This is a genomic window from Streptomyces sp. NPDC046349, assembly GCF_055587885.1.
The window spans coordinates 379,718-404,866 of record NZ_JBVJFK010000003.1 but is presented as its reverse complement, the minus strand read 5'-3'; the positions used below and the strand labels follow the sequence as shown (position 1 = coordinate 404,866).

The 25,149-nt window shown below is 74.3% G+C and carries 21 protein-coding genes and 1 pseudogene; 11 read left to right on the top strand and 11 right to left on the bottom strand.

Translation table 11 applies throughout. The annotated features are described in order from the left end of the window. Positions 1-200 precede the first annotated feature (200 nt). On the top strand, positions 201-1,814 hold the full coding sequence (locus ACZ6JS_RS09010) for an ATP-binding cassette domain-containing protein (RefSeq protein WP_469296966.1): 1,614 nt from the start codon (positions 201-203) through the stop codon (positions 1,812-1,814). On the opposite strand, the gene ACZ6JS_RS09005 is transcribed toward ACZ6JS_RS09010, so the two are convergent. Together ACZ6JS_RS09005 and ACZ6JS_RS09000 are read right to left on the bottom strand one after the other, a co-directional pair. Then, positions 1,784-2,716 (bottom strand): ADP-ribosylglycohydrolase family protein, encoded by a 933-nt coding sequence (locus ACZ6JS_RS09005; protein ID WP_469296965.1) that lies wholly within the window; start codon positions 2,714-2,716, stop codon positions 1,784-1,786. The genes ACZ6JS_RS09010 and ACZ6JS_RS09005 overlap by 31 nt on opposite strands. Continuing rightward, positions 2,713-3,303, bottom strand: a complete 591-nt coding sequence (locus ACZ6JS_RS09000; protein ID WP_469296964.1) for a TetR/AcrR family transcriptional regulator — start codon at positions 3,301-3,303, stop codon at positions 2,713-2,715. The genes ACZ6JS_RS09005 and ACZ6JS_RS09000 overlap by 4 nt, the downstream gene beginning before the upstream one ends. Positions 3,304-3,403: 100 nt before the next feature. Between ACZ6JS_RS09000 and ACZ6JS_RS08995 the strand changes: the two genes are divergently transcribed. The 6 genes from ACZ6JS_RS08995 to ACZ6JS_RS08970 all read left to right on the top strand — a co-directional run bounded on the left by ACZ6JS_RS08995 (position 3,404) and on the right by ACZ6JS_RS08970 (position 9,312). Further along, positions 3,404-4,489 carry an FAD-dependent oxidoreductase gene (locus ACZ6JS_RS08995; protein ID WP_469296963.1) on the top strand — a complete coding sequence of 362 codons (1,086 nt, stop codon included), beginning with the start codon at positions 3,404-3,406 and terminating at the stop codon, positions 4,487-4,489. Between the two features lie 103 nt (positions 4,490-4,592). Next, positions 4,593-5,156, top strand: coding sequence for a dihydrofolate reductase family protein (locus tag ACZ6JS_RS08990; RefSeq protein ID WP_469296962.1), 564 nt, complete (start codon positions 4,593-4,595; stop codon positions 5,154-5,156). Between the two features lie 86 nt (positions 5,157-5,242). After that, positions 5,243-5,758 (top strand): hypothetical protein, encoded by a 516-nt coding sequence (locus ACZ6JS_RS08985; RefSeq protein ID WP_469296961.1) that lies wholly within the window; start codon positions 5,243-5,245, stop codon positions 5,756-5,758. A gap of 61 nt (positions 5,759-5,819) precedes the next feature. Further along, positions 5,820-7,463: an apolipoprotein N-acyltransferase gene (gene lnt, locus ACZ6JS_RS08980; RefSeq protein WP_469296960.1), complete on the top strand. Its 1,644-nt coding sequence runs from the start codon at positions 5,820-5,822 to the stop codon at positions 7,461-7,463. Between the two features lie 36 nt (positions 7,464-7,499). Then, complete coding sequence (locus tag ACZ6JS_RS08975) at positions 7,500-7,997, top strand: NUDIX hydrolase (RefSeq protein WP_469296959.1); 498 nt, start codon at positions 7,500-7,502, stop codon at positions 7,995-7,997. A gap of 106 nt (positions 7,998-8,103) precedes the next feature. Beyond that, the gene (locus tag ACZ6JS_RS08970) at positions 8,104-9,312 is read left to right on the top strand and encodes an acyltransferase family protein (protein WP_469296958.1); all 1,209 of its coding nucleotides are present in this window, start codon (positions 8,104-8,106) and stop codon (positions 9,310-9,312) included. A gap of 43 nt (positions 9,313-9,355) precedes the next feature. Here ACZ6JS_RS08970 and ACZ6JS_RS08965 read toward each other — a convergent pair whose 3' ends face one another. Together ACZ6JS_RS08965 and ACZ6JS_RS08960 are read right to left on the bottom strand one after the other, a co-directional pair. Beyond that, positions 9,356-10,132: a trypsin-like serine peptidase gene (locus ACZ6JS_RS08965; RefSeq protein ID WP_469296957.1), complete on the bottom strand. Its 777-nt coding sequence runs from the start codon at positions 10,130-10,132 to the stop codon at positions 9,356-9,358. Positions 10,133-10,297: 165 nt separating this feature from the next. Further along, positions 10,298-11,752, bottom strand: coding sequence for a glycosyltransferase family 39 protein (locus ACZ6JS_RS08960; RefSeq protein ID WP_469296956.1), 1,455 nt, complete (start codon positions 11,750-11,752; stop codon positions 10,298-10,300). A 159-nt stretch (positions 11,753-11,911) separates the two neighbouring features. Between ACZ6JS_RS08960 and ACZ6JS_RS08955 the strand changes: the two genes are divergently transcribed. Further along, complete coding sequence (locus tag ACZ6JS_RS08955) at positions 11,912-13,201, top strand: ATP-binding protein (RefSeq protein ID WP_469296955.1); 1,290 nt, start codon at positions 11,912-11,914, stop codon at positions 13,199-13,201. Between the two features lie 232 nt (positions 13,202-13,433). Here ACZ6JS_RS08955 and ACZ6JS_RS08950 read toward each other — a convergent pair whose 3' ends face one another. The 5 genes from ACZ6JS_RS08950 to ACZ6JS_RS08930 form a co-directional block, all read right to left on the bottom strand. After that, a complete protein-coding gene (locus ACZ6JS_RS08950) occupies positions 13,434-14,015 on the bottom strand; it encodes a hypothetical protein (protein WP_469296954.1) in 582 nt (193 codons plus the stop codon). Further along, positions 14,012-15,628: a protein kinase domain-containing protein gene (locus ACZ6JS_RS08945; RefSeq protein WP_469296953.1), complete on the bottom strand. Its 1,617-nt coding sequence runs from the start codon at positions 15,626-15,628 to the stop codon at positions 14,012-14,014. The genes ACZ6JS_RS08950 and ACZ6JS_RS08945 overlap by 4 nt, the downstream gene beginning before the upstream one ends. A 121-nt stretch (positions 15,629-15,749) precedes the next feature. Next, positions 15,750-17,000, bottom strand: coding sequence for a Tm-1-like ATP-binding domain-containing protein (locus ACZ6JS_RS08940; RefSeq protein WP_469296952.1), 1,251 nt, complete (start codon positions 16,998-17,000; stop codon positions 15,750-15,752). Positions 17,001-17,048: 48 nt separating this feature from the next. Continuing rightward, a complete protein-coding gene (locus ACZ6JS_RS08935) occupies positions 17,049-17,531 on the bottom strand; it encodes an NUDIX hydrolase (protein WP_469296951.1) in 483 nt (160 codons plus the stop codon). A 30-nt stretch (positions 17,532-17,561) separates the two neighbouring features. Next, entirely contained in the window at positions 17,562-18,569 is a 1,008-nt protein-coding gene (locus ACZ6JS_RS08930) for a cation diffusion facilitator family transporter (RefSeq protein WP_469296950.1), read from the bottom strand. Positions 18,570-18,749: 180 nt separating this feature from the next. Between ACZ6JS_RS08930 and ACZ6JS_RS08925 the strand changes: the two genes are divergently transcribed. Together ACZ6JS_RS08925 and ACZ6JS_RS08920 are read left to right on the top strand one after the other, a co-directional pair. Continuing rightward, positions 18,750-21,119 carry an FHA domain-containing protein gene (locus ACZ6JS_RS08925; RefSeq protein WP_469296949.1) on the top strand — a complete coding sequence of 790 codons (2,370 nt, stop codon included), beginning with the start codon at positions 18,750-18,752 and terminating at the stop codon, positions 21,117-21,119. A 5-nt stretch (positions 21,120-21,124) separates the two neighbouring features. Beyond that, complete coding sequence (locus ACZ6JS_RS08920) at positions 21,125-21,790, top strand: SH3 domain-containing protein (RefSeq protein ID WP_469296948.1); 666 nt, start codon at positions 21,125-21,127, stop codon at positions 21,788-21,790. A 13-nt stretch (positions 21,791-21,803) separates the two neighbouring features. Here the strand turns inward: ACZ6JS_RS08920 and ACZ6JS_RS08915 are convergent, their stop codons facing one another. Beyond that, positions 21,804-23,090: a streptophobe family protein gene (locus ACZ6JS_RS08915; RefSeq protein WP_469296947.1), complete on the bottom strand. Its 1,287-nt coding sequence runs from the start codon at positions 23,088-23,090 to the stop codon at positions 21,804-21,806. Between the two features lie 92 nt (positions 23,091-23,182). Here ACZ6JS_RS08915 and ACZ6JS_RS08910 point away from each other — a divergent pair. Beyond that, positions 23,183-24,448 (top strand): annotated as a pseudogene (locus ACZ6JS_RS08910) (DUF6777 domain-containing protein); the annotation flags it as partial. 384 nt (positions 24,449-24,832) lie between these two features. Here the strand turns inward: ACZ6JS_RS08910 and ACZ6JS_RS08905 are convergent. Beyond that, positions 24,833-25,072, bottom strand: a complete 240-nt coding sequence (locus tag ACZ6JS_RS08905; protein WP_469296946.1) for a hypothetical protein — start codon at positions 25,070-25,072, stop codon at positions 24,833-24,835. Between the last annotated feature and the right edge of the window lie 77 nt (positions 25,073-25,149).

Genomic DNA, 25,149 nt, shown 5'->3' with positions numbered 1-25,149 from the left:
GCCGCCCCCGGCGCCCCGGACCCACGGCCCGAGGCGGGCTGCCGCGCCCTTTCGGCAGTGCGCCCCGGCACCCGTGCCGCCCCCTGCGCCCACCCACACGCGAGACGAACCGTCTTGCGTAATGCCCGTGCGCGGGTTACGTTGGGCACATCTCGAGACGGTCCGTCTCGTCTTGTTCATTCTTCCGGAAGGAACCGCCCTTGCGCGCTCCACTCGCCTCCACCCAGATCGTCCTGTCCGAGGTCACCAAGAGCTACGACACCCGCGTCGTCCTGGACCGGGTCAGCTGTACGGTCCGGCCCGGCGAGCGGGTCGGTGTCGTCGGTGACAACGGCTCCGGCAAGTCCACCCTGCTCCGGCTCCTCGCCGGACGGGAACGCCCCGACCACGGCGATGTCACCGTCACCGCCCCCGGCGGCACCGGGCACCTCGCGCAGACCCTCGACCTCCCCCCGGACGCCCGCGTCGGCGAGGCCGTCGACCTCGCCCTCGCCGACCTGTGCGTCCTCGAACGCCGGATCCGCGCCGCCGAAACCCTCCTGCACCGGGCCGGCCCCGACGAGCTCGCCGCCTACGGGGACCTCCTCGCCGCCTACGAGGCACGCGGCGGCCGCGACGCCCGCCGACGGGTCGCCACCACCCTGCGCCGCCTCGGCGAGCGCGCCGACATCGACCCCGACCGCCGGCTCGACACCCTGTCCGGCGGCCAGCGCTCCCGGCTCGCCCTCGCCGCCGCCCTGGCCGCCGAGCCGGAACTGCTCCTGCTCGACGAGCCGACCAACGATCTCGACGACGAGGCGGTCGCCTGGCTGGAGGAGCACCTGCGAGCCCACCGAGGAACCCTCGTGGCCGTCACCCACGACCGGCTCTTCCTCGACCGGGTCACGACCGCCGTCCTGGAGGTCGACGCCGACCGGCGCGCGGTACGCCGCTTCGGCAACGGCTACGGCGGGTTCCTGGCCGGCCGAGCAGCCGAACGGGCCCGCCGCGAACGGGAGTACGAGGACTGGCGCGAGGAGGTGCGCAGCGCCGAGCGGCTCGCCGACACCAACATCGGGCGGTTCGCCGCCATCCCGCGCAAGCTGCCGCGCGGCTTCAGCGGAGCCGGCGCCTTCCGCGCCCGGTCACGCACCCACGGCGCCGCGAGCCGTATCCGTACCGCTCGCGAACGCCTGCACCGGCTGACCGAGAACCCGGTTCCGCCGCCTCCGCGGCCGCTCACCTTCACCGGGCGGTTCGCCGAAGGCGCCGCGGGAGGCGTGGAACTGGTCGGCGCGGCGGTGCCGGGGCGGCTCGAACCGGTCACACTGGAACTCGCGCCGGGGGAGCGGCTGCTGGTCACCGGGCCCAACGGAGTCGGCAAATCCACTCTGTTGCACCTGCTGGCGGGTGAACTGGCGCCCGCACAAGGCATTGTGCGGACCCCCTCGCGCGTGGGACTGCTGCGGCAGGACGACCCCTGGGCGGGCGAACCCCGCTCCGCCGTCGAGCTGTTCGGGCAGGAACACGCCGACCGCTACGTCTCCGGGCTCGGCCTGCTGAACCCGGCCGACCTGACCCGGCCGGTAGGCACCCTCTCGGCCGGCCAGCGCCGGAAGATCGAGCTGGCCCGCCTGGTGGCGCGGCCCCTGGACCTGCTCCTGCTGGACGAGCCGACGAACCACCTGGCCCCGGCCGTGGTGGAGGAACTTGAGGCGGCCCTGGCCCACTTCGGAGGGACCCTCGTGGTGGTCACGCACGACCGGAGGCTGCGCGCGGGCTTCCGGGGCCGCCGGCTGGACCTTCAGCGGGAGCCGGCCGTCGCGAGCCGCTGAGCCAGTGTGCGCAGGTCGTCCGCGCCCAGGACCCGCTCGCCGAAGCCGGGAAGCGGCACGTGGAGCGCGGCCGTCCAGTGCGCCGGCACCGCGCCCTGCCCGTACTGCGCGCCGGCCAGGGCACCCGTCACCGCGGCCACCGTGTCCGTGTCGCCGCCCAGGTCCACGGCGGCCCGTACGGCCTCCGCGAACCCGGTGGTGGTCCGCAGCGCCCACACCGCCGAGCCGAGACAGGGCCACACCGCCCCGTTGAACTCGGTGGCCAGATCCGGGTGCCAGTCGGGGGCGAGCACCCGGGCGTACCGTTCGCGATGGTCCGGGTGCACCGCGTCGAGCGCGGACGGGAGCGCCGCGAGCGGATCGGCGCCGTCCAGGGCGACGCGGACGAGCTCGTGCAGGATCGCGGTACCCTCCCATGCGGCCCGGTCGCCGTGGGTCAGCGCCGCGATCCGCCGCGCGGCGTCCATGGTCGCCTCCCTCCCGGCGGCCGAGAAGTACACGGCCGAGGTGGCCGCCCGCATCAGGGAACCGTTGCCGGCCGCCCGGGCGTTGATCTGGAAGTGCAGGGCCGCCGCGAGGTCCCAGGGCTCGCCGTTGGTGAGGACGTCCTGCGTCTGCAGTCCGATGTCCTTCGGATTCCCGGCCGCCCACCGCTGGAAGCGGGCGAAGACGTCGGGGAGTTCGAGGCCGCCCCGCTCCAGCAGTGACTCGGCGACCAGGACGGCCATCTGGGTGTCGTCCGTCGCCTCGCCCGGATCCCAGCCGCCACCCCCGCGCATCTCCCGGCCCTGCGCGCTCAGCTGCCCCGCCGGCCCGAACTCGTACGGCGCGCCCAGCGCGTCTCCCGCCGCCGACCCGAGCACGGCACCCACCGCCCGGTCGAGCCGGGTGGGCGCGTTCACCGCGCCTCCCCGGCGCACACGGAGGCCAGCAGGCCACGGGCGAACCGGTCCAGGTCGTCCAGGCCGGCGGCGGCCAGGGTGGCCGGGGCGCCGGTGAGCAGGTGGGGGATGGCGCCGTGCAGCGCGAGGGTCAGGGCCCGGGCCCGCTCCGGTCCGGCCGGCAGCCCGGCCGTGCGCAGCAGGTGCTCGTGCGTGGCGAAGTCCCCTGCCTCGATCGGGTCCAGCAGCGCGGCCAGCCAGGGCCGCCGCGTCCCCTCCGTCCGGAGCTCCAGAAAAGCCAGGACGCGGGGGCGCCCGGGCCCCGCCACATCGCGCAGCAGCCCGGAGAGCAGCGCGGCGAGCTGCTCCGCGTCGGCAGGCCCCGGACCGGGCCCCGCCAGGGAGGCGGCGAGCGCCCGGTACTGCTCCAGGCAGCGCTCGGCCACGGCCCGCAGCAGCGCGTCCCGCGTGGGGAAGTAGTTCTTGGCCGTGCCCGTCGGCACGGCGGCGGCCGCGTCGACGGCCCGGTGGGTCAGCCCGCGCCCCCCCGACTCCGCCAGCACGGCGACGGCCGCGTCCCGCAGCCGGTCCCTCCGGTCCTGATTCACGTTGCCAGCATAACCACATCCGTGGTACCACTGATGTGGTACCACGGATGTAGTACCACGCATGTGGTAGTCGTGGCGGGTGCGGGCGGAGGAGCGAGATATGAGCGGCGGGACCACGGACGGGAAGGCCGGCACGTCGAGCGGGCGCGGGGCGGGCACGGCCGTCGTGGCCGGAGCCGGGATCGGCGGGCTCGCCACCGCCATCGGCCTGCGCCGTGCGGGCTGGACAGTGACCGTCCTGGAGCGGCGGGCCGTCCCGGACCGCTACGGAACGGCCTTCGGCATCCACCCGAGCGCGCAGACCGCGCTCGACCGCCTCGGCCTCGGCGACGCGCTGCGGGCGCGCGCGGTCCCGTACCGGGACGCCGGCATCCGGCGCCCGGACGGCAAGGTCCTGGCGGCCCTCCCGCTCGAGCGGATCGAGCGCCGGGCGGGCCGCCCGGAACTGCTCATATCCCGGCCGCACCTGATCGACGCACTCCTGGCCGAGCTCGACCGGCTCGGTGGCACACAGATCGCGTACGGGCGGCCCCTGACGGACCCGCGCGCACTCGACGCCGACCTCCTCGTCGGCGCGGACGGCATCAACAGCACCGTGCGCACCGCGTACTTCGGCAGCCGCAGCCGGCCCCGCCCGATCGGCACCATCGCCTGGATCGGCATCGCCGGATTCGAGACCGGCCTGTACGGCGAGACCTGGGGCGAGGGCCGCTTCTTCGGCATGACCCCCGTCGAGCCCGGCCGCACCAACTGGTACGCCACCGTGCCCGCCGCCACCACCGCACGCGAAGTGCGGGAAGCCTTCGCCGACTGGCACGACCCCGTCCCGCGCGTCCTGGCCGCGACCGACCCGCAGACCTGGATCCGGTACGAGATGCGCCACCTCCACCCCGCGCTGCCCCGCTTCGTCGCCGACGGCCGGGTCGCCCTCGTCGGCGACGCCGCCCACGCCATGACGCCCAACCTCGGCCAGGGCGCCTGCACCGCCCTGCTCGACGCCGAGGCCCTCACCCGGGCCGTCGCCACCGCCCGGCCCGACGGTCTGCCCGCAGCCCTTCGCGCGTACGACGCCGAGCGCTGCCGCAGCGCCCGGCGCGTCGCCTTCGCCTCCCGGAGCCTGCACCGGTTCATGACCGCCCGCCGACCCGCGCTGCGCGACGCGCTCCTGCGCATGCTCCCCGGCTGACGCCCCCCGGCTGACGCCCCATGGCCGCGGCTCGCGCGCGTCGCGACGCGGTCCGCGGCGACCGGCGGCCGTACTGTCGGATCCTCACCGAGGAGGACTCCTGATGCGACGTGTGACCTATGCGATGGGCGCCTCGCTCGACGGCTACATCGTCGGACCGGACGGCGGCTTCAACTGGACGGCACCCGAGGAAGAGGTCTTCCGCTTCTGGATCGACGAGACCCGCGAGCTCGGCGTCCACCTGTTGGGGCGGAGGCTGTACGAGACGATGCTGTACTGGGAGACGGCCGCCCAGGACCCGTCGCTCGACGCCGCGTCACTCGAATGGATCTCGGTGTGGAACCCGCTCCCGAAGGTGGTGTTCTCCACCACCCTGGCGGCGGTGCAGGGCAACGCCCGCCTGGCCTCCGGCGGCCTGGCCGAGGAGATCGAGCGGTTGCGGGCCGAACCGGGGGACGGTGACATCGCGATCGGCGGTGCGACGCTCGCCGCCGAGGCGGCCGCATTGGACCTGATCGACGAGTACCGGGTCATGGTCCACCCGGTACTGGTGGGCGGGGGCACCCCCTTCTTCCCCCGGCACGGCCGCCGGGTGGACCTCGAACTCGTCGAGACCCGCACCTTCGCCTCCAGGGTCGTCCACCTGCGCTACCGCGTGGCGCGCTAGCCGGTACGTCGGCCGGGCGTCCGAGGGTCCGGGCGTTCGGGCGCGCGACGGTGGTGTCCTTCCGGAACGTGGGTACGCTGCTACGTATGACGGGTCACCCCCCTGGTCCGCTCTGGACGGGCCGGGCCACCAACCCCCTGCAGTGGCTGCTCGCGGCAGCCGGCGCGGCCTGCGTGGCGCTCGGCGTCGAGCTGGCCGTCGACAACGCGTGGACCTCCGGTTTCGTCCCGCTCCTCATGGCGGTGACCGGCTGTCTCGCCGCCGGGCTGCTCATGGTCTACGGCACGGTCGCCTTCGTGCACGTCGCCGTGACGATCGACGCCCAGGCCCTCGTGGTGCGCTGCGGCCACATCGGACTCCCGCGCCGCAGGATCGAGCTTGCGGATGTGGCCTCGGCCGAGTTCCTCCCCCGGATCAGCCCGCAGAACTGGGGCGGCTGGGGCTACCGCTGGCGTCCCGAGAAGGGCACCGCGGTGATCGTCCGGCGAGGCGAGGGCTTCGAGCTGAGGCTGGTCGACGGCCAGCTCTTCACCGTGACCGTCGACGACGCCGAGGACGCCGTCCGCGTCATCCGCGCCCACCTGCGCACCCTCGCCGGATGAGACCGTCGGCGAACCGGGGCGCTTACCGGATCCGAGGGCACGGGGACGTACACTCCGCCAGATGAGCAGCAGTGTGACGCGCGAGGCCGCCTCGAACGAGCCCGCGCGGCCCGCCGACGGACCGGCCGAGCCCAGGACGCCCTCCGCGACGCCCCCCGCCGCCCCCGCCGCGACGGCCGCGCCGCGACACAGGGGCGCCCCCCTGGTCCGGTCCCTGCTCGCCGCGCTGTCCGGCGTGCTGCTCTACCTCAGCTTCCCGCCCCGTCCGCTGTGGTGGCTGGCGCCGCTCGCCCTCGCCCTGCTCGCCGGCTGCCTCCACGGCCGCCGTCCGCGCGCGGGCTTCGGCCTGGGCACCCTCGCAGGCCTCGGCTACCTGCTGCCGCTCCTCGTGTGGACCGGAGAGGAGGTCGGCCCCGTGCCCTGGCTGGCGCTGGCCTCCCTCGAAGCCCTCTTCATCGGCCTGACCGGCCTCGGCATCGCCCTCCTCAGCCGGCTCCCGGCCTGGCCGGTCCTCGCCGCCGCCGTCTGGGTCGCGGGTGAGGCCCTGCGCGCCCGGGCGCCGTTCGGCGGGTTCCCCTGGGGCAAGCTCGCCTTCGGACAGGCCGACGGCGTCTTCACGCCGCTCGCCGCCCTCGGCGGCACGCCGCTGCTCTCCTTCGGTGTCGCCCTCTGCGGATTCGGCCTCTGCGAAGCCCTGCGCATCGCCCGCCGCCACCCCGGCCGCACCACCGCCGCGCTGACCGCGCTCACCGTCGCCGCCCCCGTCGGCGCCGCCCTCGCCGCCCGCCCCCTGGTCTCCGACGCGGCCGAGGACGGCACCGTCGTGGCCGCCGTCATCCAGGGCAACGTGCCCCGCCTCGGCCTCGACTTCAACTCCCAGCGCCGGGCCGTCCTCGACAACCACGTCAAGCGCACCATCCAGCTCGCCGAGGACGTCAAGGCCGGCCGGGCCGCCAAGCCCGACTTCGTCGTCTGGCCGGAGAACTCCTCCGACCTCGACCCGTACGCCGAACCCGACGCCCACGCCGTCATCGACAAGGCCGTCAAGGCCATCGGCGTGCCCGTGGCCATCGGCGCGGTCGTCGCCCCGGAGACGGGCCCGCTGCGCAACACGATGATCCTCTGGGACCCCGTCGCGGGCCCCACCGCGACCTACGACAAGCGCAAGATCCAGCCCTTCGGCGAGCGCATCCCGATGCGCTCCTTCGTCCGGCTCTTCAGCTCCGACGTGGACCGGGTGCGCCGCGACTTCGGCCCGGGCAAGGAGCCCGGCGTCTTCGACATGGCCGGCAGCGGCGTCGGCATGGTCACCTGCTTCGAGGCCGCCTTCGACGACGCCGTCCGCTCCACCGTCCAGGACGGCGCCCAGGTGATCGCCGTACCGAGCAACAACGCCACCTTCGGCCGCACGCAGATGACCTACCAGCAGCTCGCCATGGACCGGGTCCGCGCCGTCGAGCACAGCCGCACCGTCCTCGTCCCCGTCACCAGCGGCGTCAGCGCCGTCATCCGACCCGACGGCCGGATCGTCTCGGAGACGAAGATGTTCACCGCGGACGCGCTCGTCGCCGAGATCCCGCTGCGCTCGGGCCGCACCCCGGCCACCGTGCTCGGGCCGCTCCCCGAGTACGTCCTGCTGCTGCTCGCCGCGGGCGGGTTCGGCGTACTCGCCGCCCGCCGCATCCGTGCCCGCCGCGACGCCTGACGGCGGGAGCGGCCCCCGGCCTCGTAGGGTCGGGGGATGACCACACCTGATTTCATCCGGCGGATCCGCCGCTCCGCCGGGCACCAGCTGCTCCTTCTGCCCGGGGTCACGGCCATCGTCCTCGACGACCTGGGCAGGGTCCTGCTCGGCCGGCGCTCCGACACCGGGCGGTGGTCCGTGGTCGGCGGCATCGCCGAGCCGGGCGAGCAGCCCGCCGAGACCGCCGTGCGCGAGGTGTACGAGGAGACGGCCGTGCGCTGCGTGCCCGAGCGCGTGGTCCTCGTCCAGATGCTCGATCCGATCACCTACCCCAACGGCGATGTCTGCCAGTTCCAGGACATCACCTTCCGCTGCCGCGCCACCGGCGGCGAGGCGCGGGCCAACGACCACGAGTCCCTCGAAGTGGCCTGGTTCGACGTGGACGCGCTGCCCCCGCTGGAGCCCTTCGCCCTGGACCGGATCCACCGGGCTGTGCGCGACGAACCCACCTGGTTCGAGGCCCCGGTCGCGTCAGCCGGCCAGGGCGCGCTGTGATGATCATGACAGCCACCTCGGGTGGACCGCCGGGGGGCGGCCTGTATGGTTCCGCTGACCCGGCGGTGTTCATCGGGCCGTCACGTATGCGGGGAGCGATCAAGGGATGAGCTCGGGAGGAACGGCAGGGATACCGAGGGCGGGCGGGCGTGCGAATGCCGGAGCACCGCCCGCCGGAGCACCGGGCCCGCGCCTCGCGGCCCTCGACGCCATCCGGGTCCTCGCCGCGTTCTCCGTCCTCTTCTACCACTACGCGGCCCTGGACAGTGCCTGGGGGAAGCCGGCCGAGGCCGTCTTCCCGGCCGCGCACGCCCTGGCCGTCTACGGCTGGCTCGGCGTCGAGATCTTCTTCCTGGTCAGCGGTTTCGTCATCTGCATGAGCGCCTGGGGCCGCACCGTGGGCGACTTCGCGGTCTCCCGGGTCTCCCGGCTCTTCCCCGCCTACTGGGCGGCCGTGGCCTTCACCTCCCTGGTGCTGTTCACGTGGCCCGAGGTGCGCAAGGTCGATTCGTTCAGCGACGTCGTGGTGAACCTCTCGATGCTCCAGGGCGGGATCGGGGTCCCGCACGTGGACGACGCCTACTGGACGCTGTTCGTCGAGCTCAAGTTCTACGTGCTGTTCGCCGCCGTCGTCATGCGCGGTGTGACCTACCGCAACTGCGTCCTCTTCTGCGGCGTCTGGACCCTCGCCGGCGTCGTGGCCCCGACCGTCGACAACGGCCTGCTGTCCTTCTTCGCGGTGTCGTCCGCGTCCCCCTACTTCATCGCCGGCATCGCCTTCCACCTGATGCGCCGCTTCCGGCCGAACGCCGTCCTGTGGGCCGTGGTCGGCGTGCAGTTCCTCCTGGCGCAGCACCACGTGCACGCCCGCATGATCTCCAGCCTGGGCCGGAAGGCGGCCGAGCAGACGCCCGCCTGGCCGGCCCACGCCGTCATCGTGCTCGGATTCGCGGTCATGGCGGCCATCGCGCTGGGCGCCCTCGACCGCGTCCGGTGGTCCTGGCTCCGACACGCCGGATCCATCACGTACCCGCTCTACCTGATCCACATGATGGCCGGGCTGACCCTCATCCACCACTTCCGCCGCGACATCGCGCCCGTGCCGCTGGTGATCGGCGTGACCGCCCTGATGGTGGTCCTCGCCTGGCTGCTCCACCTGCTCGTCGAACGCCCGCTGGGCCGACTGCTGCGTGACGGCCTGCGGCGCGGGGTGCAGGACATCCGCTGCGGGACCCCGCGCCCGGCCCCGCTCGGCCGGATCCCCGCCCAGCCCTCCGCACCCGCAGCGGAACGCGTCCCGGCCGCCCGCTCCTGAAGCACGGCCGGCGCGGCAGGCGGCCGGCACGCGGGCACCGCCCTCAGCCGTCGGCCGCGGCCTTGCGGTACAGCTCCACCGCCCGGTCTCCCATCACCGCGCTGTAGGAGATCTCCGGCACGGTCCCGCCGCCCTCGTGGCCCCCGAGCACGCCGGCCAGGGCGCCGTCCACCAGCCAGGGGCTGCCGCTGGTGCCGCCGCTGAGGTCGGGGCAGCCGATCCGGCGCTGGGTCGGCGAGAGCAGGCCGGTGCCGTTGGCGCAGCGCAGCGGGGCGTCCAGCGTCCGCGGGTAGCCGATGACCGTCACCCTGGCCCCGGCGGGCTGCTCGGCCGCGACCGGGAAACCGCCCACGAGATCCTCGACACGGCTGGTCCGCCCGCCCTCCACCGGGGCCACCGTCGCGAAGGCGATGTCGGCGTCCGGGTCCTGCCCGTCGGTCCACTCGGGGGCCACGTACACGCCGGTCAGCCGCCACAGGCCGTACGGAGCCCTCCCGTCCCGGTACCCCGGCGCGAAGAGGGTGGTGTGCGGGCTCTCCAGGCAGTGCGCGGCGGTCGCGATCACATCGCGACCGCCGCTGCGCACCACGGCCGCGGTGCAGAAGTGCCCGCCGTCCGGCCCGCCCGCGAACAGCGCGCCCACCCGGTCGGCCGCGGCGCCGGGCGGGGCCCACGCCGTGACGCCCAGCGGCGGCCCGGCCACGGTGTCGGGCACGTCCACGCCGAGCAGCGCGGCCGTCGCGGTCAGCGCGAGGAGGATCCGTGATGCCCGCCGCGCACGGGAGCGCCGGGCCGTTCGGGGGAGCGCGTCGTGGATCATGTCTGCCACCCTGCCCGCCGAACCTGTGACCGGAGGGCGGAGTTCCGTATGAATCCGCTGTGAATCCCGTGAACCCGATGTGAAACCCGGGCCATGCCCGGACGAGACCGTCCCGAACAGCACAGTGCCGGACGAGACGCCCCGGCGGCGCGGGGCCGCAGGGCGTCAGCCCCGGCGCTCGTACACCGTCACCCGGCGCCCCCGCACCTGCCGGTCCTCCACCACGGTGAACCGCTCCCGCAGCACCTCCGCCTTCGCCTTGTCCCGCTCCGCGGAAGGAGCCTTCGCGACCTTCGCCGAGTCCGTCACCAGCAGCACCCGCCGCTGCTCCAGCAGTGCCTCCCGGATGCGCGCCGGCTGCGCCTCCTCGCCCTTGAGGGTGGCCGAGGCCACCGGGCTCTCGGCCAGCGCCAGGTCGGTCAGGCCCGTGAACGCGCCGGGGGAGACCAGCGCCGTGTCCCGCCGCGCGGCCGGCACGAACAGCACGGCGTCCCCGTGCTGCTTCAGCCGGGCCACCTCGCCGGCCACCGCCAGCACGTCGTCGACCCGGCTGGCCGGCGCCCGCTTGCCCAGCTCCACCGGCAGCAGGGCCAGCACCGAGACGCCGACCACCCCCGGCACCAGCAGGGCCGACGCCTTCGGGAAGCGGGGCGCGCAGGCCCGTACGGCAGCCCCCAGGGCCGCGCCGATCAGCAGCGCCAGACCCACCATGGCGAACAGCACGTACCGGTCCAGGAACAGCGGCTGGACCAGCGACACTGCGATCAGCCCGAGCTGAGGCACCGCCAGCAGCGGCAGCCCCACCGCCGCCGCCGAGACCCGCGACCGGTCCGGCCGGTCCGCCCACGCCCCGAGCGCGCCGATCGCCAGCAGGATCCCCGGGCCGATCAACATGTGCCAGGTCAGCGGCGGTATCCAGGACACCTGGTCGGACTGGCCCCGGCTGAAAAGGACCAGCGGCAGCGCCCCCGCCACCGCCCCGGATCCGTACGCCGCCCAGCGCAGCCACACTCCGCGCCCCGCCCGCACCCACCACAGGGTCGCCGCGTGCGCGGGCAGGGCCAGCAGCGACAGCCAGTTCAGCAGCGCGCACACCAGCACGACCGCCCCGTAGGCCGTCCAGCGCGGCCATGTCCGCCGCCCGGACCGGTCCTGAAGGAGCGACACCAGCAGCAGGGCCGACAGCCCGGCCCCGGCCGCGACCAGCGCGTAGGGCCTGCCCTCCTGGAGGTAGAACTGGACGGCCGGCAGCAGGCCGAGCGCCAGGGCGCCCCCGAGGCCCGCCCAGAAACCGGCCAGACGCCGCCCGATCACGGCCACGCACACCGCGGCGCACGCGACCGCGAGCACGGAGGGCATCCGCAGCGTCGTCGTACTCGCCCCGAACACCTCGAACAGGCCGTGCATCAGCAGGTAGTAGAGCCCGTGGACGGCGTCGACGTTCCCGAGCATCCGCCAGATCTCGCCCACCGGCCGCCCGGCCACCTGCCAGGTCGCCGCCTCGTCGCGCCACACGCTGTCCTGCCGCGAGAGCCCCCACAGGCCGAGCGCCAGGGTCCAGAGGAAGGGGACGACACAGAGGAGGGGCCCGCGTCGGGCCGCGGGTATGTGGCAACGCATGAAGGTGCTGGGATCCTCGGTCTGGCGTTCGGGCGGAAGCCACAGTCTATGGACGCCACGGAGGGTTTCCCGACCGCCTGTTGTGCACCGCGGAGCGAGAGCGCCGGGCCCGCCCGCCCCTAGCCTCGCCGCAAGGAGCACGAACGAGGGGCGGTACCGGTGAACTGGCTCATCCACGACTACCGCGAGAGCGATCTCGCAGCGGTGGTCCACCTGATCGACACCACGGCCGAACTCGGCCAGGAGTCCGTCTTCTCGCTCGCCGAGTGCATCAGCGCACTGACCGGCCGGCAGCCCTGCGTCGTCGCCGTCCACCAGGGCGTCCCGATCGGCGCGGCCCTCGCCTGCGTCACCGGGGAACGCGCCTGGGTCATGCGTATGGCGATCGCCGCCGGCTGGCGCGGCCGGGGCCTGGCCAGCGCCCTCCTCGTCGAGCTGGAACGACGGCTCATCGCCGCCCGTGTCGGCCGCATCGCCTACGTCCTGCCCGAGGAGGACCTGCTCGGCGAAGGCCTCCTCAATGCGGGCTACACCCGGCAGCCCGCCGTCGCCTACTTCGAGAAGACCGAGCCGCTCCACGGCCCGGCCGCCGGTCTCCTCGACGACCTCGGCGGCCGCTTCCTGCCGAACGGCCTGTGGTCGAAGGTCGCCGGCATGGAGAAGGAGAAGGACCTCATCGAGCGGCGCGTGGTGCTGCCGCTCGCCGAGCCCGAGCGGGCCGCCTCGCACGGTGTGCGGCCGCCGCGCGCCATCACCCTCTTCGGTCCGCCCGGCACCGGGAAGACCACCTTCGCCCGCGCCATCGCCTCCCGGCTCGGCTGGCCCTTCGTGGAACTGCTGCCCTCGCGCCTCGCCGACGAGGGGAACCTGGCCGCTGCGCTGCGCGACGCCTTCGCCCGGATCGCCGAACTGGAGCGCGTCCTGGTCTTCATCGACGAGGTGGAGGAGATCGCCCCGGTGCGCACCGAGCCCGCGCAGCCCGGAGGCATTCACGGCGTCACGAACGAGCTGCTGAAGCTGATACCGGGCTTCCGGGAGGGCGACGAACGGCTCCTCGTCTGCGCCACCAACTCCATCCGCTCCCTGGACCCGGCCTTCCTGCGGCCCGGACGCTTCGACTACCTCATCCCGATCGGAACCCCGGACGCCGGCGCCCGCGCCGCGATCTGGGCCCGCTACACGGCGGGCCGCGCCGACGTCGACGTGAGCGCGCTGGTCGCGGCGACCGAGCTGTTCACCCCGGCCGACATCGAGCACGCGGCGCGGATCGCTGCACAGGTGTCCTTCGAGCGGGACCTGGAGGCGGGGCGCGCGCGTGGTGCGGCGGTCGCGCAGCCCGGCGCGACCACGCGGGACTACCTGGAGGCCGTCCGGCAGTGCCGGCCGACGGTGACCCCGGCGATGACGGGCGAGTTCGAGGCGGACATCACCGCGCACGCGCGCTTTTGAACTCCGTCCCCCGGTTGCGGCGGGGGACGGGCAGGAGAAGCGACGGGCCCGCGGCCACTTCACGCAGCGGCGGCGGGCCCGCGGGCACCCTTCGGGTACGGGCCCCTCCGTCCCGGGCCTGGCCCCCGGACGGCCGGGCCGTCACGGCCGCGCCAGGGGCTTCGCCGTCCCCATGACCCTTGCGGGGCCGCCGTCCTGCTCACCGCGACGGCGTCCGTCATCCGGATGTCCGCTACGGGGTACACCGGTACGTGAACTCCACCGCCGCGGTGCGCTGTACGGGCGACAACAGCTGGAGCTCCGCCTTCGCCGGGTAGCTGCCGGTGCCCTTGAAGGTCCACAGCAGGTGCAGCCGCGCCTCGCGCTGCCCGCGCGGAACCCGCTCGGTCAGCTCCTCGGACTTGGTGCCGTCACTGCGGACCCAGCGGTAGGCGAGTGTCCCCGGCCGGCCGTCGGTGCCCACGACGGCCACCACGTCGGCGGTCGCGTCGCACCCCGGGCCGGCCGGATCGGTGCTCACGGCCACGTCGCGGACCCCGATGCCCGGACCGAACCGCTGCCATCCGAGGTACGCGAGGACCGCTGCCAACACGACGGCGGCGAGCGCGTACCGGCGCAGCCCCGCGCCGCCGCGGCGGGGCGGCACCACGACGGGGACCACCACCGGGAACGGCGCGGGCATCGCGGCCGTCACCCCGGGCCCGAACCGCATGACCGACCCCTCGACGCGGTCGGGCACCGCCTCCTGCGGCTGCGGCGGGCCACTGAACCAATGGCTGCCGAGGGCGGTCGCGCTGTACTCTTCGTCGCTCATCGGATCATGCACCTCGTCAGCCAGACCTGGTCGGTCTGGGAACCGTTGCCGGCGGCGGGCTTCGTGGTGACCCGCACGCCCCAGTAGCAGCCCTGCCCGGAGAAGGCGTGCCGCCGGACGACCGCGCCAGTGCCCGGCTGGTACGTCAGCGTCTCCGCCCGGCCGTCGGCGGTACCCAGGACACCGGACTGGTTGCTGCTGAACCACTCGACGGTGACGCTCACCGGGGCCGTGCCCTTCGCGTCGATGGAGATGGCCGCCTCACCCGTCGTGAAGTCCGCCTGCCGCAGATCCACCTTGATCGACCCGACCACCACCGTCGGCAGCGGCGACGGCGGCCGACTGGTCGTCGGCGCGGTCGTCGTCACGGTGGCCGTCGGGGTCGCGGTCACCGAGGCCCCGGGGCTCGCGGACGGCGACAGCGACGGCGAGGCGGACGCGGAAGCGGACGGCGACGCGGACGAGGACGGCGAAGCGGACGCCGACGCCGACGGCGAGGCCGAAGCGGTGACCACCGGGGAGGGGAAGCCGCCGCCCGGCGCCGCGCTGGTCGTGGCGAACGCGCTCAGCGCCGCTGCGCCACCGCGCTGTTCACCCACCGCCTGCGCCGAGAACACGATCATCGCGCCGAGTACGAGGGCCACACCCGCGGCCACCGCTCCGCGCCGGTCGGGCAGCCAGCTGCGGGGCGGCGGTGCCAGGGTGGTCGTCGCCACAGCCGTGGTCCCGGCCGCCGGAGCGCCCGCGGAGGGGAACAGCAGGGGCAGCAGGGCGGCCAGCGCCGCCAGCTTGCGCTGACCGCGCTCCTCCCACTCGGGCCCGTACGCGGCCAGCGCCACGTCCTCCAGCTCGGCGACGAACTCCTCGGCGTTCTCCGGCCGCTGCTCGGGCGCCTTGGCGAGCCCGCGCCGGATCAGCGGACGCACGGGCTCGGGGGCCTCGGTCTCCGGCACCGGGGCCTCGATGTGCTGGACCGCGAGTTCCGCGAAGTTCTCCCCGTCGTACGGCTTGCGCCCGGTGAGGCACTCGAAGAAGGTCGCCGTCGCCGCGTAGACGTCGGCGGCGGGCGACGCCGGCCGGCCCTGCCACTGCTCGGGCGCCATGTAGGCGGGGGTGCCGGCGACACCGGGCGTGGTGCCGCGGCGTGCGGCGATCCCGAAGTCCACCAGACGCGATGAGCCGTCCGCCGCGACCAGCACGTTCGCCGGCTTGTAGTCGCGGTGGACGACGCCCGCCCGGTGCGCGTGCGCCAGACCCAGCAGCGAGCCCTTCAGCACCACCAGCGCGGCCTCGGGGTCGGTCTGCCCGGCCTCCTTGAGCAGGTCCTGCAGGGAGATCCCGTCGATCAGCTCCATCACGATCGCGGCGCCGCCCGGGGCCTCGACGTACTCGTACAGCCGCACGACATACGGGGACTCCAGCCCGCCGAGGAGGCGGGCCTCGGCCCGGAACTCCCCGATGAAGGCCGGATCCTCGCGCAGCCGGTCGCTCAGGTACTTCACGGCCACCGCCGTGCCCGTCGCCTCGTGCACGGCGAGCACCACGCGGCCACTGGCCCCCGAGCCCAGCTCGCGCACCTGCGCGTAGCCGGGCACCGCCCACGCGTTCTTCATCGTCTTCCCCCGTCCATGACCTCACCGTGCCCCTGGCTGAGCGGCCCGGTCCTCCTGTCGGCCGGCCACCCTCAGGGACACGGTTTGCGCCGTGGCCGGTTCCCGGCCGTCCGGGTGCGTGTCAGGCGGCGGCGCGCTGCGCGCAGATCATCGCATGTAGCCGGTCCGCCGCCGCCCGCCCGAATGCCGGGTCGTTGATGTGCGTGTCGTAGTCGTAGAGCCGCGCGGCGCTGCCCCGCAAGCCCTCGCGCAGTGCCGAGAACAGCGCCCGGTCCGCGCGGGGGTCATGGTACGGGCCGCCGGGTGCGCCGAGCGTGGACAGTCCGCGGAGCGGGACGCAGACGGCCGCGGGCCCGTTCGCCGCCCGGAGTTTGGCCGCGACCCGGCGGCCGAGCTCGGCGCACTCGGCCTCGCTCGTACGGATCACCGTGATCGACGGGTTGTGCACGTGGACGCCCCGGTCCAGGACCCGCTGGGGCAGGGACTCCAGCGGGCCGAACTTCACCATGTCCAGCGCGCCCAGGCTCACCACCTGCGGCACGCCCGCCCGCCCGGCCGCGCGGAGCCGGTCGGGACCCGCGGTCAGGATGCCCCCGCACAGGTCGTCGGCGAGCTCGCTGAGCGTCAGGTCCAGGACCCCGGCGAAGACCCCCTGGGCGGCCAGGGTCTCCAGCGTGCGGCCGCCGCTACCGCTGACGTGGAAGACGAGCACCTCGTAGCCGAGCTCGGTCAGCCGCTCGCGCGCTGCGTCCACGCCGGACGTGGTCACCCCCGCCATGCTCGCCGCGACCAGCGGACGGGGGCCCGCCCCCAGCCGCGGCGGGCGCTCCGCCGAGGCGCCGGCGAAGGATCCGGCCATCCCGGCGATGGCGGCCACGGCGTTCGCCAGGATCGGCGCGGAGACGCTGTTGAGCCCCGCGATGTCCACGACGCTGTACATCATCGTGATGTCCGATGAGCCGACGTACGGGGCGGTGTCCCCCGACGCCATGGACGAGACCATCAGTTTCGGGACGCCCAGCGGCAGGGCGCGCATCGCCCGGGTGGCGATGGAGGTGCCCCCGCTGCCGCCGATCGCGAGCACGCCGTGCAGCCGGCCCTCGGCGTGCAGGCGCAGCAGGGTCGCCTCGGCGCCCCGGGCCATCGCGGCCACGGCCGCGCCCCGGTCGGCGGCCGATCGAAGGACGGACAGTTCGGTTCCCGCGGCCCGGGCCACCGCAGCGCGCGGCACGTCCGCGGCCACCCGGGGCTCACCCATGATTCCTGTGTCGACCAGTACCACTTCGACGCCGGCGCGCAGCAGCCTCTCGCGCAGCCAGCCGTACTCCACACCCTTGGTGTCCAGGGTTCCCACCAGCACGACGTTGGTCATGGGTGCAATGTCCAGGCAGGCGCGGATGTTGGCAAGTACGAGCTCTGGTCAAGCCTTCAGCAGTACCAACAGTCGCTCCAGGAAGGGGAGTTGCGAGCGGATCAGCATACTTTGAGCCATCTCGGGAGTACACCAGGCCACCCGGTCCAGCTCGGGGAACTCCTGTACGTTCCCCGAGTGCGGGGGCCATTCCAGACTGAAGGTCCCCGGCACCATGAGCGCCGGATCGAGGTCCGCCTCCACCGCCCAGATGGTCACCAGCTTCCCGCTGGAGAGCCGTACCTCGCCCAGCGGCAGGTACTCGCCCTCGGGCGGAGGCAGGCCGATCTCCTCGGTGAACTCCCGGCGGGCCGCGTCGCGCGGAGTCTCCTCCGGCCCGTACTCGCCCTTGGGGATGGCCCAGTCCCCGGAGGTCCTCCCCGACCACAGCGGGCCGCCCATGTGCCCGAGCAGGACCTCGATCCCGGGCTCCGTCCGTGAGCCGTCCGTCCGCCGGAAGAGGAGCAGTCCGGCGCTGCGCTTGTACGTCATGGGCCCATACATGCCCCGAACCGGCGCCGGTCAGTGGTCGTGCGGTCCCTCCCGGTGGACCGGTCCGTGCGCGTCCGCGCAGTGCGGGTCGTACGGGGCCTCGCCGCGCCGGCCGACCGAGAGGAGGGAGTCCTGCACGTGGTCCACCTGGAGGGTGGTGTGCGTGATCCCGTACTCCTTGTCCAGCAGCTGCTCCAGCTCCCGGCGTACGGCGTGGCAGTCGCCGGCCGGCTCGACCAGCACGTGCGCGGAGAGCGCGGCCTGTCCCGAGGTGATCGTCCAGATGTGCAGGTCGTGCACCTCGGTGACCGGCGGGTGCCCGACGAGCCGGTCGCCGACCGCGTCCGGGTCCACGTGGGCCGGCGCCGCCTCCAGGAAGATCCGCCCGGAGTCGCGGACCAGCCCGTATCCCGCCTTGACCATCAGCACCACGACCACGAGCGTGGCGATCGCGTCGGCCTGCCGGAACCCCGTCGTCATGACGATCAGACCGGCTACGGCCGTCCCGATGAAGGCGAACAGGTCGTTCAGGACGTGCTGGTAGGCGCCCTCGACCGCCAGCGAGGACCGGTTCGCACGCGATATGCACCAGGCCGCGGCCACATTGACGACGATGCCGGCGAGCGCCGTCACGAGAACCAGCCCGCCCTCCACCGGCGGCGGGTCCATCAGCCTGCGCACCGCCTCGTACGCCAGCCACGCGGCCAGGAGGAGCAGCGTCAGGCCGTTGGCCTGGGCGGAGAGTATTTCCGCCCGCTTGAGGCCGTACGTGAACCCGCCGCGGGCCGGGCGGGCCGCAAGCCGCATCGCGATCAGCGCGAGGACGATCGAGACGGCGTCCGTCAGCATGTGGGCCGCGTCGGAGATCAGAGCCAGCGAGTGCGCCATCACGCCGATGACCACCTCGACGGCCATGAACCCGCCGATCAGGCCGAGCGCGATGGCCAGCCAGCGGCGGTCGGCGTCCGCGGCCACACCGTGGCTGTGGCCGCCGGGCCCGTGGCCGTGGTCGTCGTACCCGTGGTCGTGCCCGGTCATGGCATCCCCCGTCTCGTCGCGGCAGCCGTTTGTTCGGTTCCCGTCGCGTGAAGTGAAGCGCACCCCGGCGAGATGGGCAAAGGCTGCAACGGGGACCGTTGTCATTCCCTATAAGAGGCCTCTGACCTGCGCTTTCAGCGGGCCGCTGCCGGGCTGGTGCGATCGTGGGAAAATCTCCTCATGGTCCAGCGCCCCGGTGTGCCGACCGCGCCCGAGCTCGTCCTGGAGACAGCCACGGGCTCCACACCGATGAGCCCGGGCCGGACCTACCACGTCGGCAGGGACCCCCTCTGCGAGATCTGCTTCGAGGACGCCCGGGTCTCCTGGCACCACGCGGTCCTGCGCCCCGACGGCGACCACTGGACGGTCGAGGACGAGGACAGCACCAACGGCACCTGGGCCGACGGGCACCGCGTCCACGAGTGGAGCGTCGGTGCCGGCAGCGAACTGCGCTTCGGCGACGCGCAGGACGGCCCGCGGGCCGTGCTCACCGCTCCCGGCCCGGGCGCCGGGGCGGCTCGGGCCCGGCCGTCCAGGGTCTCCAACCCGTCGATGACCGCCACCTTCAGGCAGCCCAGCGCCGTACTCCCGCTGGCCGCCCGCACCACCGTGCGCATCGGCCGCGCCACCGACAACGACCTCGTCATCGACGAACTCGACGTATCGCGCCGGCACGCCGAACTGCGGGCCCTCCAGGACGGCAGCTACGAGATCGCCGACCTCGGCAGCCACAACGGCACCTACCTCAACGGCGCCCCCGTCACGGGCGCGGCCCCCCTCACCGAGGGCGACATCGTCGGCATCGGCCACCTGGCCTTCTGCCTCGTCGGCGACCGGCTCCAGGAGTACGAGGACACGGGCGAGGTCAGCCTCGACGTCCAGGGCCTCACCGTCACCGTCGACCGCGGCCGCAGGACCCTCCTCGACCACGTGTCCTTCCCCGTGGGCGCCAAATGCCTGCTCGCCGTCATCGGTCCCAGCGGAGCCGGCAAGTCCACCCTGCTCGGCGCCCTCACCGGCCTGCGTCCCGCCGACCGGGGGACCGTCCTCTACGACGGCCGCGACCTCTACCGCGACTACGCCGAGCTGCGAAGCCGCATCGGCCTCGTGCCGCAGGACGACATCCTCCACTCCCAGCTCACCGTCCGGCGCGCCCTCGTGTACGCCGCCGAACTGCGCTTCCCGCAGGACACCGCGAAGGCCGAACGCCGGCGGCGGGTGGACGAGGTGATCGCCGAACTCGGCCTCGAGCAGCGCGCCGCGCAGCCCATCCACAGCCTCTCCGGCGGTCAGCGCAAACGGGTGTCCGTCGCCCTGGAGCTCCTCACCAAGCCGTCCCTGCTCTTCCTGGACGAGCCCACCTCCGGCCTCGACCCGGGCATGGACCGCTCGGTGATGCACATGCTGCGCGGCCTCGCCGACGACGGCCGCACCGTCATCGTGGTCACCCACAGCGTCCTCAGCCTCGACGTCTGCGACCGCCTGCTGGTCCTCGCCCCGGGCGGGCGCATCGCCTACTACGGGCCGCCCGCGCAGACCCTCGGCTTCTTCGGCTTCTCCCAGTGGCCCGAGGCCTTCGAGGCCTTCGAGAACGAGCGGGGGCGCGACTGGGCCGGGGAGTACGCGGCCTCCACCGCCCACCGCACGTACGTCCTCGGCGCAACCCGCCAGCCGTGGTACGGCGAGCACCCGGCGGCCGCCGCCGCGGCCGACGCCGTCCCCCCGCCGCCCAAGGCGCAGAGCTGGGGCTCCCAGCTGTCCACCCTCGTACGGCGCTACGCGGCGGCGCTCGCCGCGGACCGGACCTTCCTCGCCATCATGATCGCGCTGCCGTTCGTCATGGGCGCCATGGCCCGCGCCCTGGCCGGCAGCAGGCTCACCCAGGAGACCGCGATCAACGCCCTGCTCATCCTGTCCGTCGGAGGCGTCCTGACCGGCGCCGCGAACGCCGTGCGCGAACTGGTCAAGGAACGGGTCATCTACCGGCGGGAGCGGGCGGTGGGGCTCTCCCGCTCCGCCTACCTCATGTCCAAGGTGGTGGTGCTGGGAGCCGTCACCGTCGCCCAGGCCGTGGTGCTGACACTGGTGGCCCTGTACGGCGTGGACCTGAACGCCCCGGCCGGCAACGGCGTGCTCCTGGATCCCCTCCTCGAGATCACCGTCGCGGTGGCCCTCCTGGCGTTCAGCGCGATGATGCTCGGCCTGCTCGTCTCCGCGCTGGTCCGCAAGGAGGAGGTCACCATGCCGCTGCTGGTCCTCCTCGCCATCGTGCAGGTGGTCTTCTGCGGCGCCCTGCTGGAGCTGGACGGCGTGCCCGTCATCGCGCAGCTGGCCTGGCTGGTCCCCTCGCGCTGGGCCCTGGGCGCCATGGCGGGCACCATCGACCTCGGCGCGATCGTGCCCGGAGAGCTCACCGACGACCCGCTGTTCGCCCACAGCCCCGCGGTGTGGCTGCTGAACCTGGGCATGCTGGTGGTCCTGTCCGTCCTGTTCGGGCTGCTGGTCGCGAGGCTGCTGCGCCGGCACGAGCCCGTGATCATGCGGAAGTAGGCCTCATGAGCTCGATGGATCCCGGGATCGCCGTGGCGGACTTCCGGCCCACCCACGTGGTGCCGCCGCCGGGTCTCTCCGCCTGGGAGGTCCCCGACGTCTCCAGGCCGACCGCGGCCCTGGACGCCTTCCTGCCCGTGCAGCTGCTGTCCCGGCGCGGGGAGTGGGGGGAGATCCTGTGCGCCAACGGGTGGAGTGCCTGGGTCGACGGACGGCTCCTCGTCGCGGTCCCGCAGCCGCCGCCGACCACGGGGGAGCGGCCGTCCGTACGCGCCGAGGACCCGAGGCCGCTGCTGGAGCGCGGTGCCCATGCCCTGGAACGCTACCGGCACGCCGTGGACGAGCTGGCCTCCGGCCGGGCCGACACCGACGCATTCCGGCGGTCCCTGCGCGGGCTGCGGGTGGGCGTGGTCGTCGACGGGGAGTCGGTCTGGCTCTACGACGAGGCCTCCGGGCGGTGGATGTACGGCGACGGGACCCGCCTCGCGACCTACGCGGTGACGGAGGGGCCGGGGCCCGCGCACGGGCACGGGCCTGCGCGGGGGGCCCGGGACGACGCGGGCGGGGCAGGTCCTGGGCCGGACGCGCCGCCCGCCGGCCCGGAGGCGGGCGGGCCCGACCGGGCCACCCCGACCCGCATCGTGGACACGCGCGACCCCGAATGGGAATGAGACGGCGGCTGGGTCAGCCCCGCGTCGCGGCGGGCCCGCCGGCCTGCTGCCCGCGGCGGTGCAGCGGGCGGGCCAGGAGGCCGCCGAGGAAGCCCGCAAGCGCACCCCAGAGCAGGCCCAGGCCGACCGTGCGCCACAGAACGGGGTCCAGTACGACCTCCCCGCCCAGGGCGTCCACCTCGCCGAGGCCCAGCAGGGACAGACCGTACTGGGCCTGCACCCGGGACAGCAGGCAGACCGCCAGGGTGGCCAGCGCGAGGGCCGCGCCCAGGTGGAGGGCGTGCTGCCACGGCCGGACGTGCGCCGGGGACCGTACGGCCGCCAGCACGCCCGTGCCCAGCAGCAGGACCGCGGCCGCCACCACCAGCCACCACGCCCGCGGATCCCGCGCGGCGAACGACGCCACGTCCACCGGGGCCCCGTCGGCATCGCGCAGCACCTCGTCCAGCAACTTCGGCATCGGCAGCCCGAAAGCGCCTTCGACCCGGGCCTCCCAGGCGCCGCCGAAGCCCAGGGTGAGCGCGATCCAGACGAGGTTCGGCAGGCCGAGCAGGACCACGGCGAGGGTCCGGCCGGCGTGCCCCTGGGTCGCGGCCACCACCAGGCCGACGGCGACGCCGATCACGACGTAGGCGAGGAGCAGCAGGGTCGTGGCGAAGGCGGCCGGGCGCACCGCGGTGTGGAAGCGGACCAGCCCGGCCGGGAGCGGCGCGCGCCGGGACACCAGCAGGGCGATCAGCAACAGGCCCAGGATCCACACCAGTCCGAGCAGGAGCGTGGCGGGCAGGTCGGCGCGGAAGCCCACCTTCGGCCCGGAGTCGAGAAGTTCGCCGATCACCCCGAGAGTGGAGTCGCCGGTGGAGATGCCGAAGTCCTGCCGGGCCAGGGCAGTCGTACCGGTCAGGGCGAGCAGCCACAGCACGACCAACGGGACGGCCCGGCCGATGAGTTCCCGGGGACCTGCGACGGCCCGGTTGCGCAGTGGGCGCAGGTAGCAGTATCCGGCCGCGAGGGCGCCCGCGAGGCTCACCGAGAGCGGGAGCACCGACAGGCTCACGTCGACGCCGGCCAGCAGACCGGCGTCGCCGGACACCTCCACCGTGCCGCCGGCCGCCATCACGACGACCGCGGCGAGCACGCGGGGGAACGCCCCTTCCGGAAGGCCCCCCGCGCCCGCGCACGCCAGCCCGGCCGCGGCGACCGCGATCATCGCCGCGAAGCCGGCGACGACGGTGACCAGGGCGTCGCGCCAGGCCCTCGCGGAACCCCCGGACGATGCCGGCCTCGGTGTCTGGCTCACCCTGCAACCGTGGCACTCCCGGCTTGCGGGCACCACCCGGATGGCGCACACAATGGTCCGATGGGAACTCCTCCTCCTGGGAAGAAGAGCCCGTGAGCACACATCCCTCCGGCAGGCAGCCGTCGTCAGAGAGACCCACCGGGCCGCCTTCCGGGCCGCTGTCGGGCGGGCAGCAGGGGCCCCCGCCCCCGCCGCCGACCGGGCCGCCCGGCGGTCCGGCCGGTCCCGGCGGCCCCGGCGGTCCGGCCGGTCCGGGACCGGGCAAGGGTCCTTGGTGGCGGTCGGTTTCACGGCTCGCCACCGCGCTCGTCGCGGTGGTGGCGGCCGTGGCCCTGGCAGTGGTGCTGACCCGGCCCGGCGGCCCGCCGAGCGCCGGGGCCGAGGTGTTCCTCCAGCCGGCCGCCGCGGCCGGCCCGGACCCCTTCACCGAGTCCACCGTGGTGAAGAAGGACGCACCGCCGCCGGAGAGCACGGCGCCGTCCCCGACCGCGACCGGCGCCGCACCCACCACCCAGGGCACCGCCACGGGCACCAGGAGCGTCAGCGGCTCCGCCCCGGGCGTGTACGGGGGCACCCGGGACGTGGCGAGCTGCGACGTCGAGAAGCAGATCACGGTACTCGCCGCGGAGCCCGCCAAGAACGAGGCCTTCGCTGCGACGCTCGGCATCCGGCCGGCAGCCGTTCCCGCGTATTTGCGGTCGCTGACCCCGGTGCAGCTGCGGCTGGACACCCGGGTCACCAACCACGGCTTCCAGAACGGCAAGGTCACCAGCTACCAGGCCGTGCTGCAGGCCGGGACGGCCGTGCTCGTCGACGACCGGGGGGTGCCCCGGGTGCGCTGTGCATGCGGCAACCCGCTCGGTCCGCCGGTACCGCTCAAGGCCGCGCCGAAGCGCTACGGACAGACGTGGCCCTCTTACCAGCCGGCGAAGGTGGTCGTCATCGCGCCGGCCGTGCAGCCCGTGAAGAAGATCGTCATCTACGACCACCAGAACCGGCACTGGTTCGAGCGCGACAAGGGCTACCACCGGGAAAGGAAGCCCGACCGGCCGATCCCGCCGCCCGTGATCCCGACGCCGCCGACCACGCCGAGCCCGGGGGTGACGCCGACGCACACCGGACCCAAGCCGCCGGGACCGCCGTCGAAGTCGCCCACGCACACGGGCTCGAAGCCGCCCACGAAGTCGCCCACCAAGCCGCCCACGAAGTCGCCGTCGAAGTCCCCGTCCACGTCGCCCTCGGGCTCGCAGTCCCCGTCGAAGTCCCCCTCGGGGTCGCCGACGCCCTCGGATTCGCCGTCCCCTTCGAAGTCGCCCACAGAATCCCCGTCCGGATCCCCGTCGGTCTCGCCGGAACCCTCGCCGACGCCGTCGGCGACGGGCTCCCCCACACCGACGGCCTCGGGGTCGCCGACCCCGTCCGAGCGCCCTTCGGGATCACCGTCGGAACCGCCGTCGCCGTCGGGGTCCCCCTCGGGGTCCCCGGCGGCATCGCCCTCGACCAAGCCGTCACCGTCGCGCTCTGAGGCGCGTTCGGCCCAGCCGACCGACCGCACGCCCCCGCTGCCGTCGCGGACCCCGCCGCCGGCCGACCGCACGCCTTCCCTGCCGAGCAGGCCTCCGGCTCCGCAGTCACCGGTGGAGCCGCAGCCCGAGCAACCGCCGCCGGCGGACCAGCCCCGCGAGGACGGGGGCGGGAACGGCGGTGGCGGCGGGAACGGGTAGCCGGCCGAGCCGGGCCGGTCAGCTCCGGGCGCGGCGGGTGAGCGAGTCCCCCGCCGCGCCCACCGCCGCGCCGAGGGCGATCATGACGACGTAGCCGTAGATCTCGTAGCCGTCGGGGACGAGGAAGCGGACGAATCCGAGGAAGTGGATCCAGCCGAGCCACTCGTGCAGGAGGCCGCTCGCGCCGCCGACGACCAGGACGAAGCCGAGCAGCCCCGAAACGGCTGCCAGCGGTGATTTCGCAGGGGTGGAGGTCATGCTCCGACGGTAGGCGCGCGGGGCGCGGCGGCGGATCCGTCCGAAGGCTGCCCGGGCTCGTACTTAAGTATCCGAAG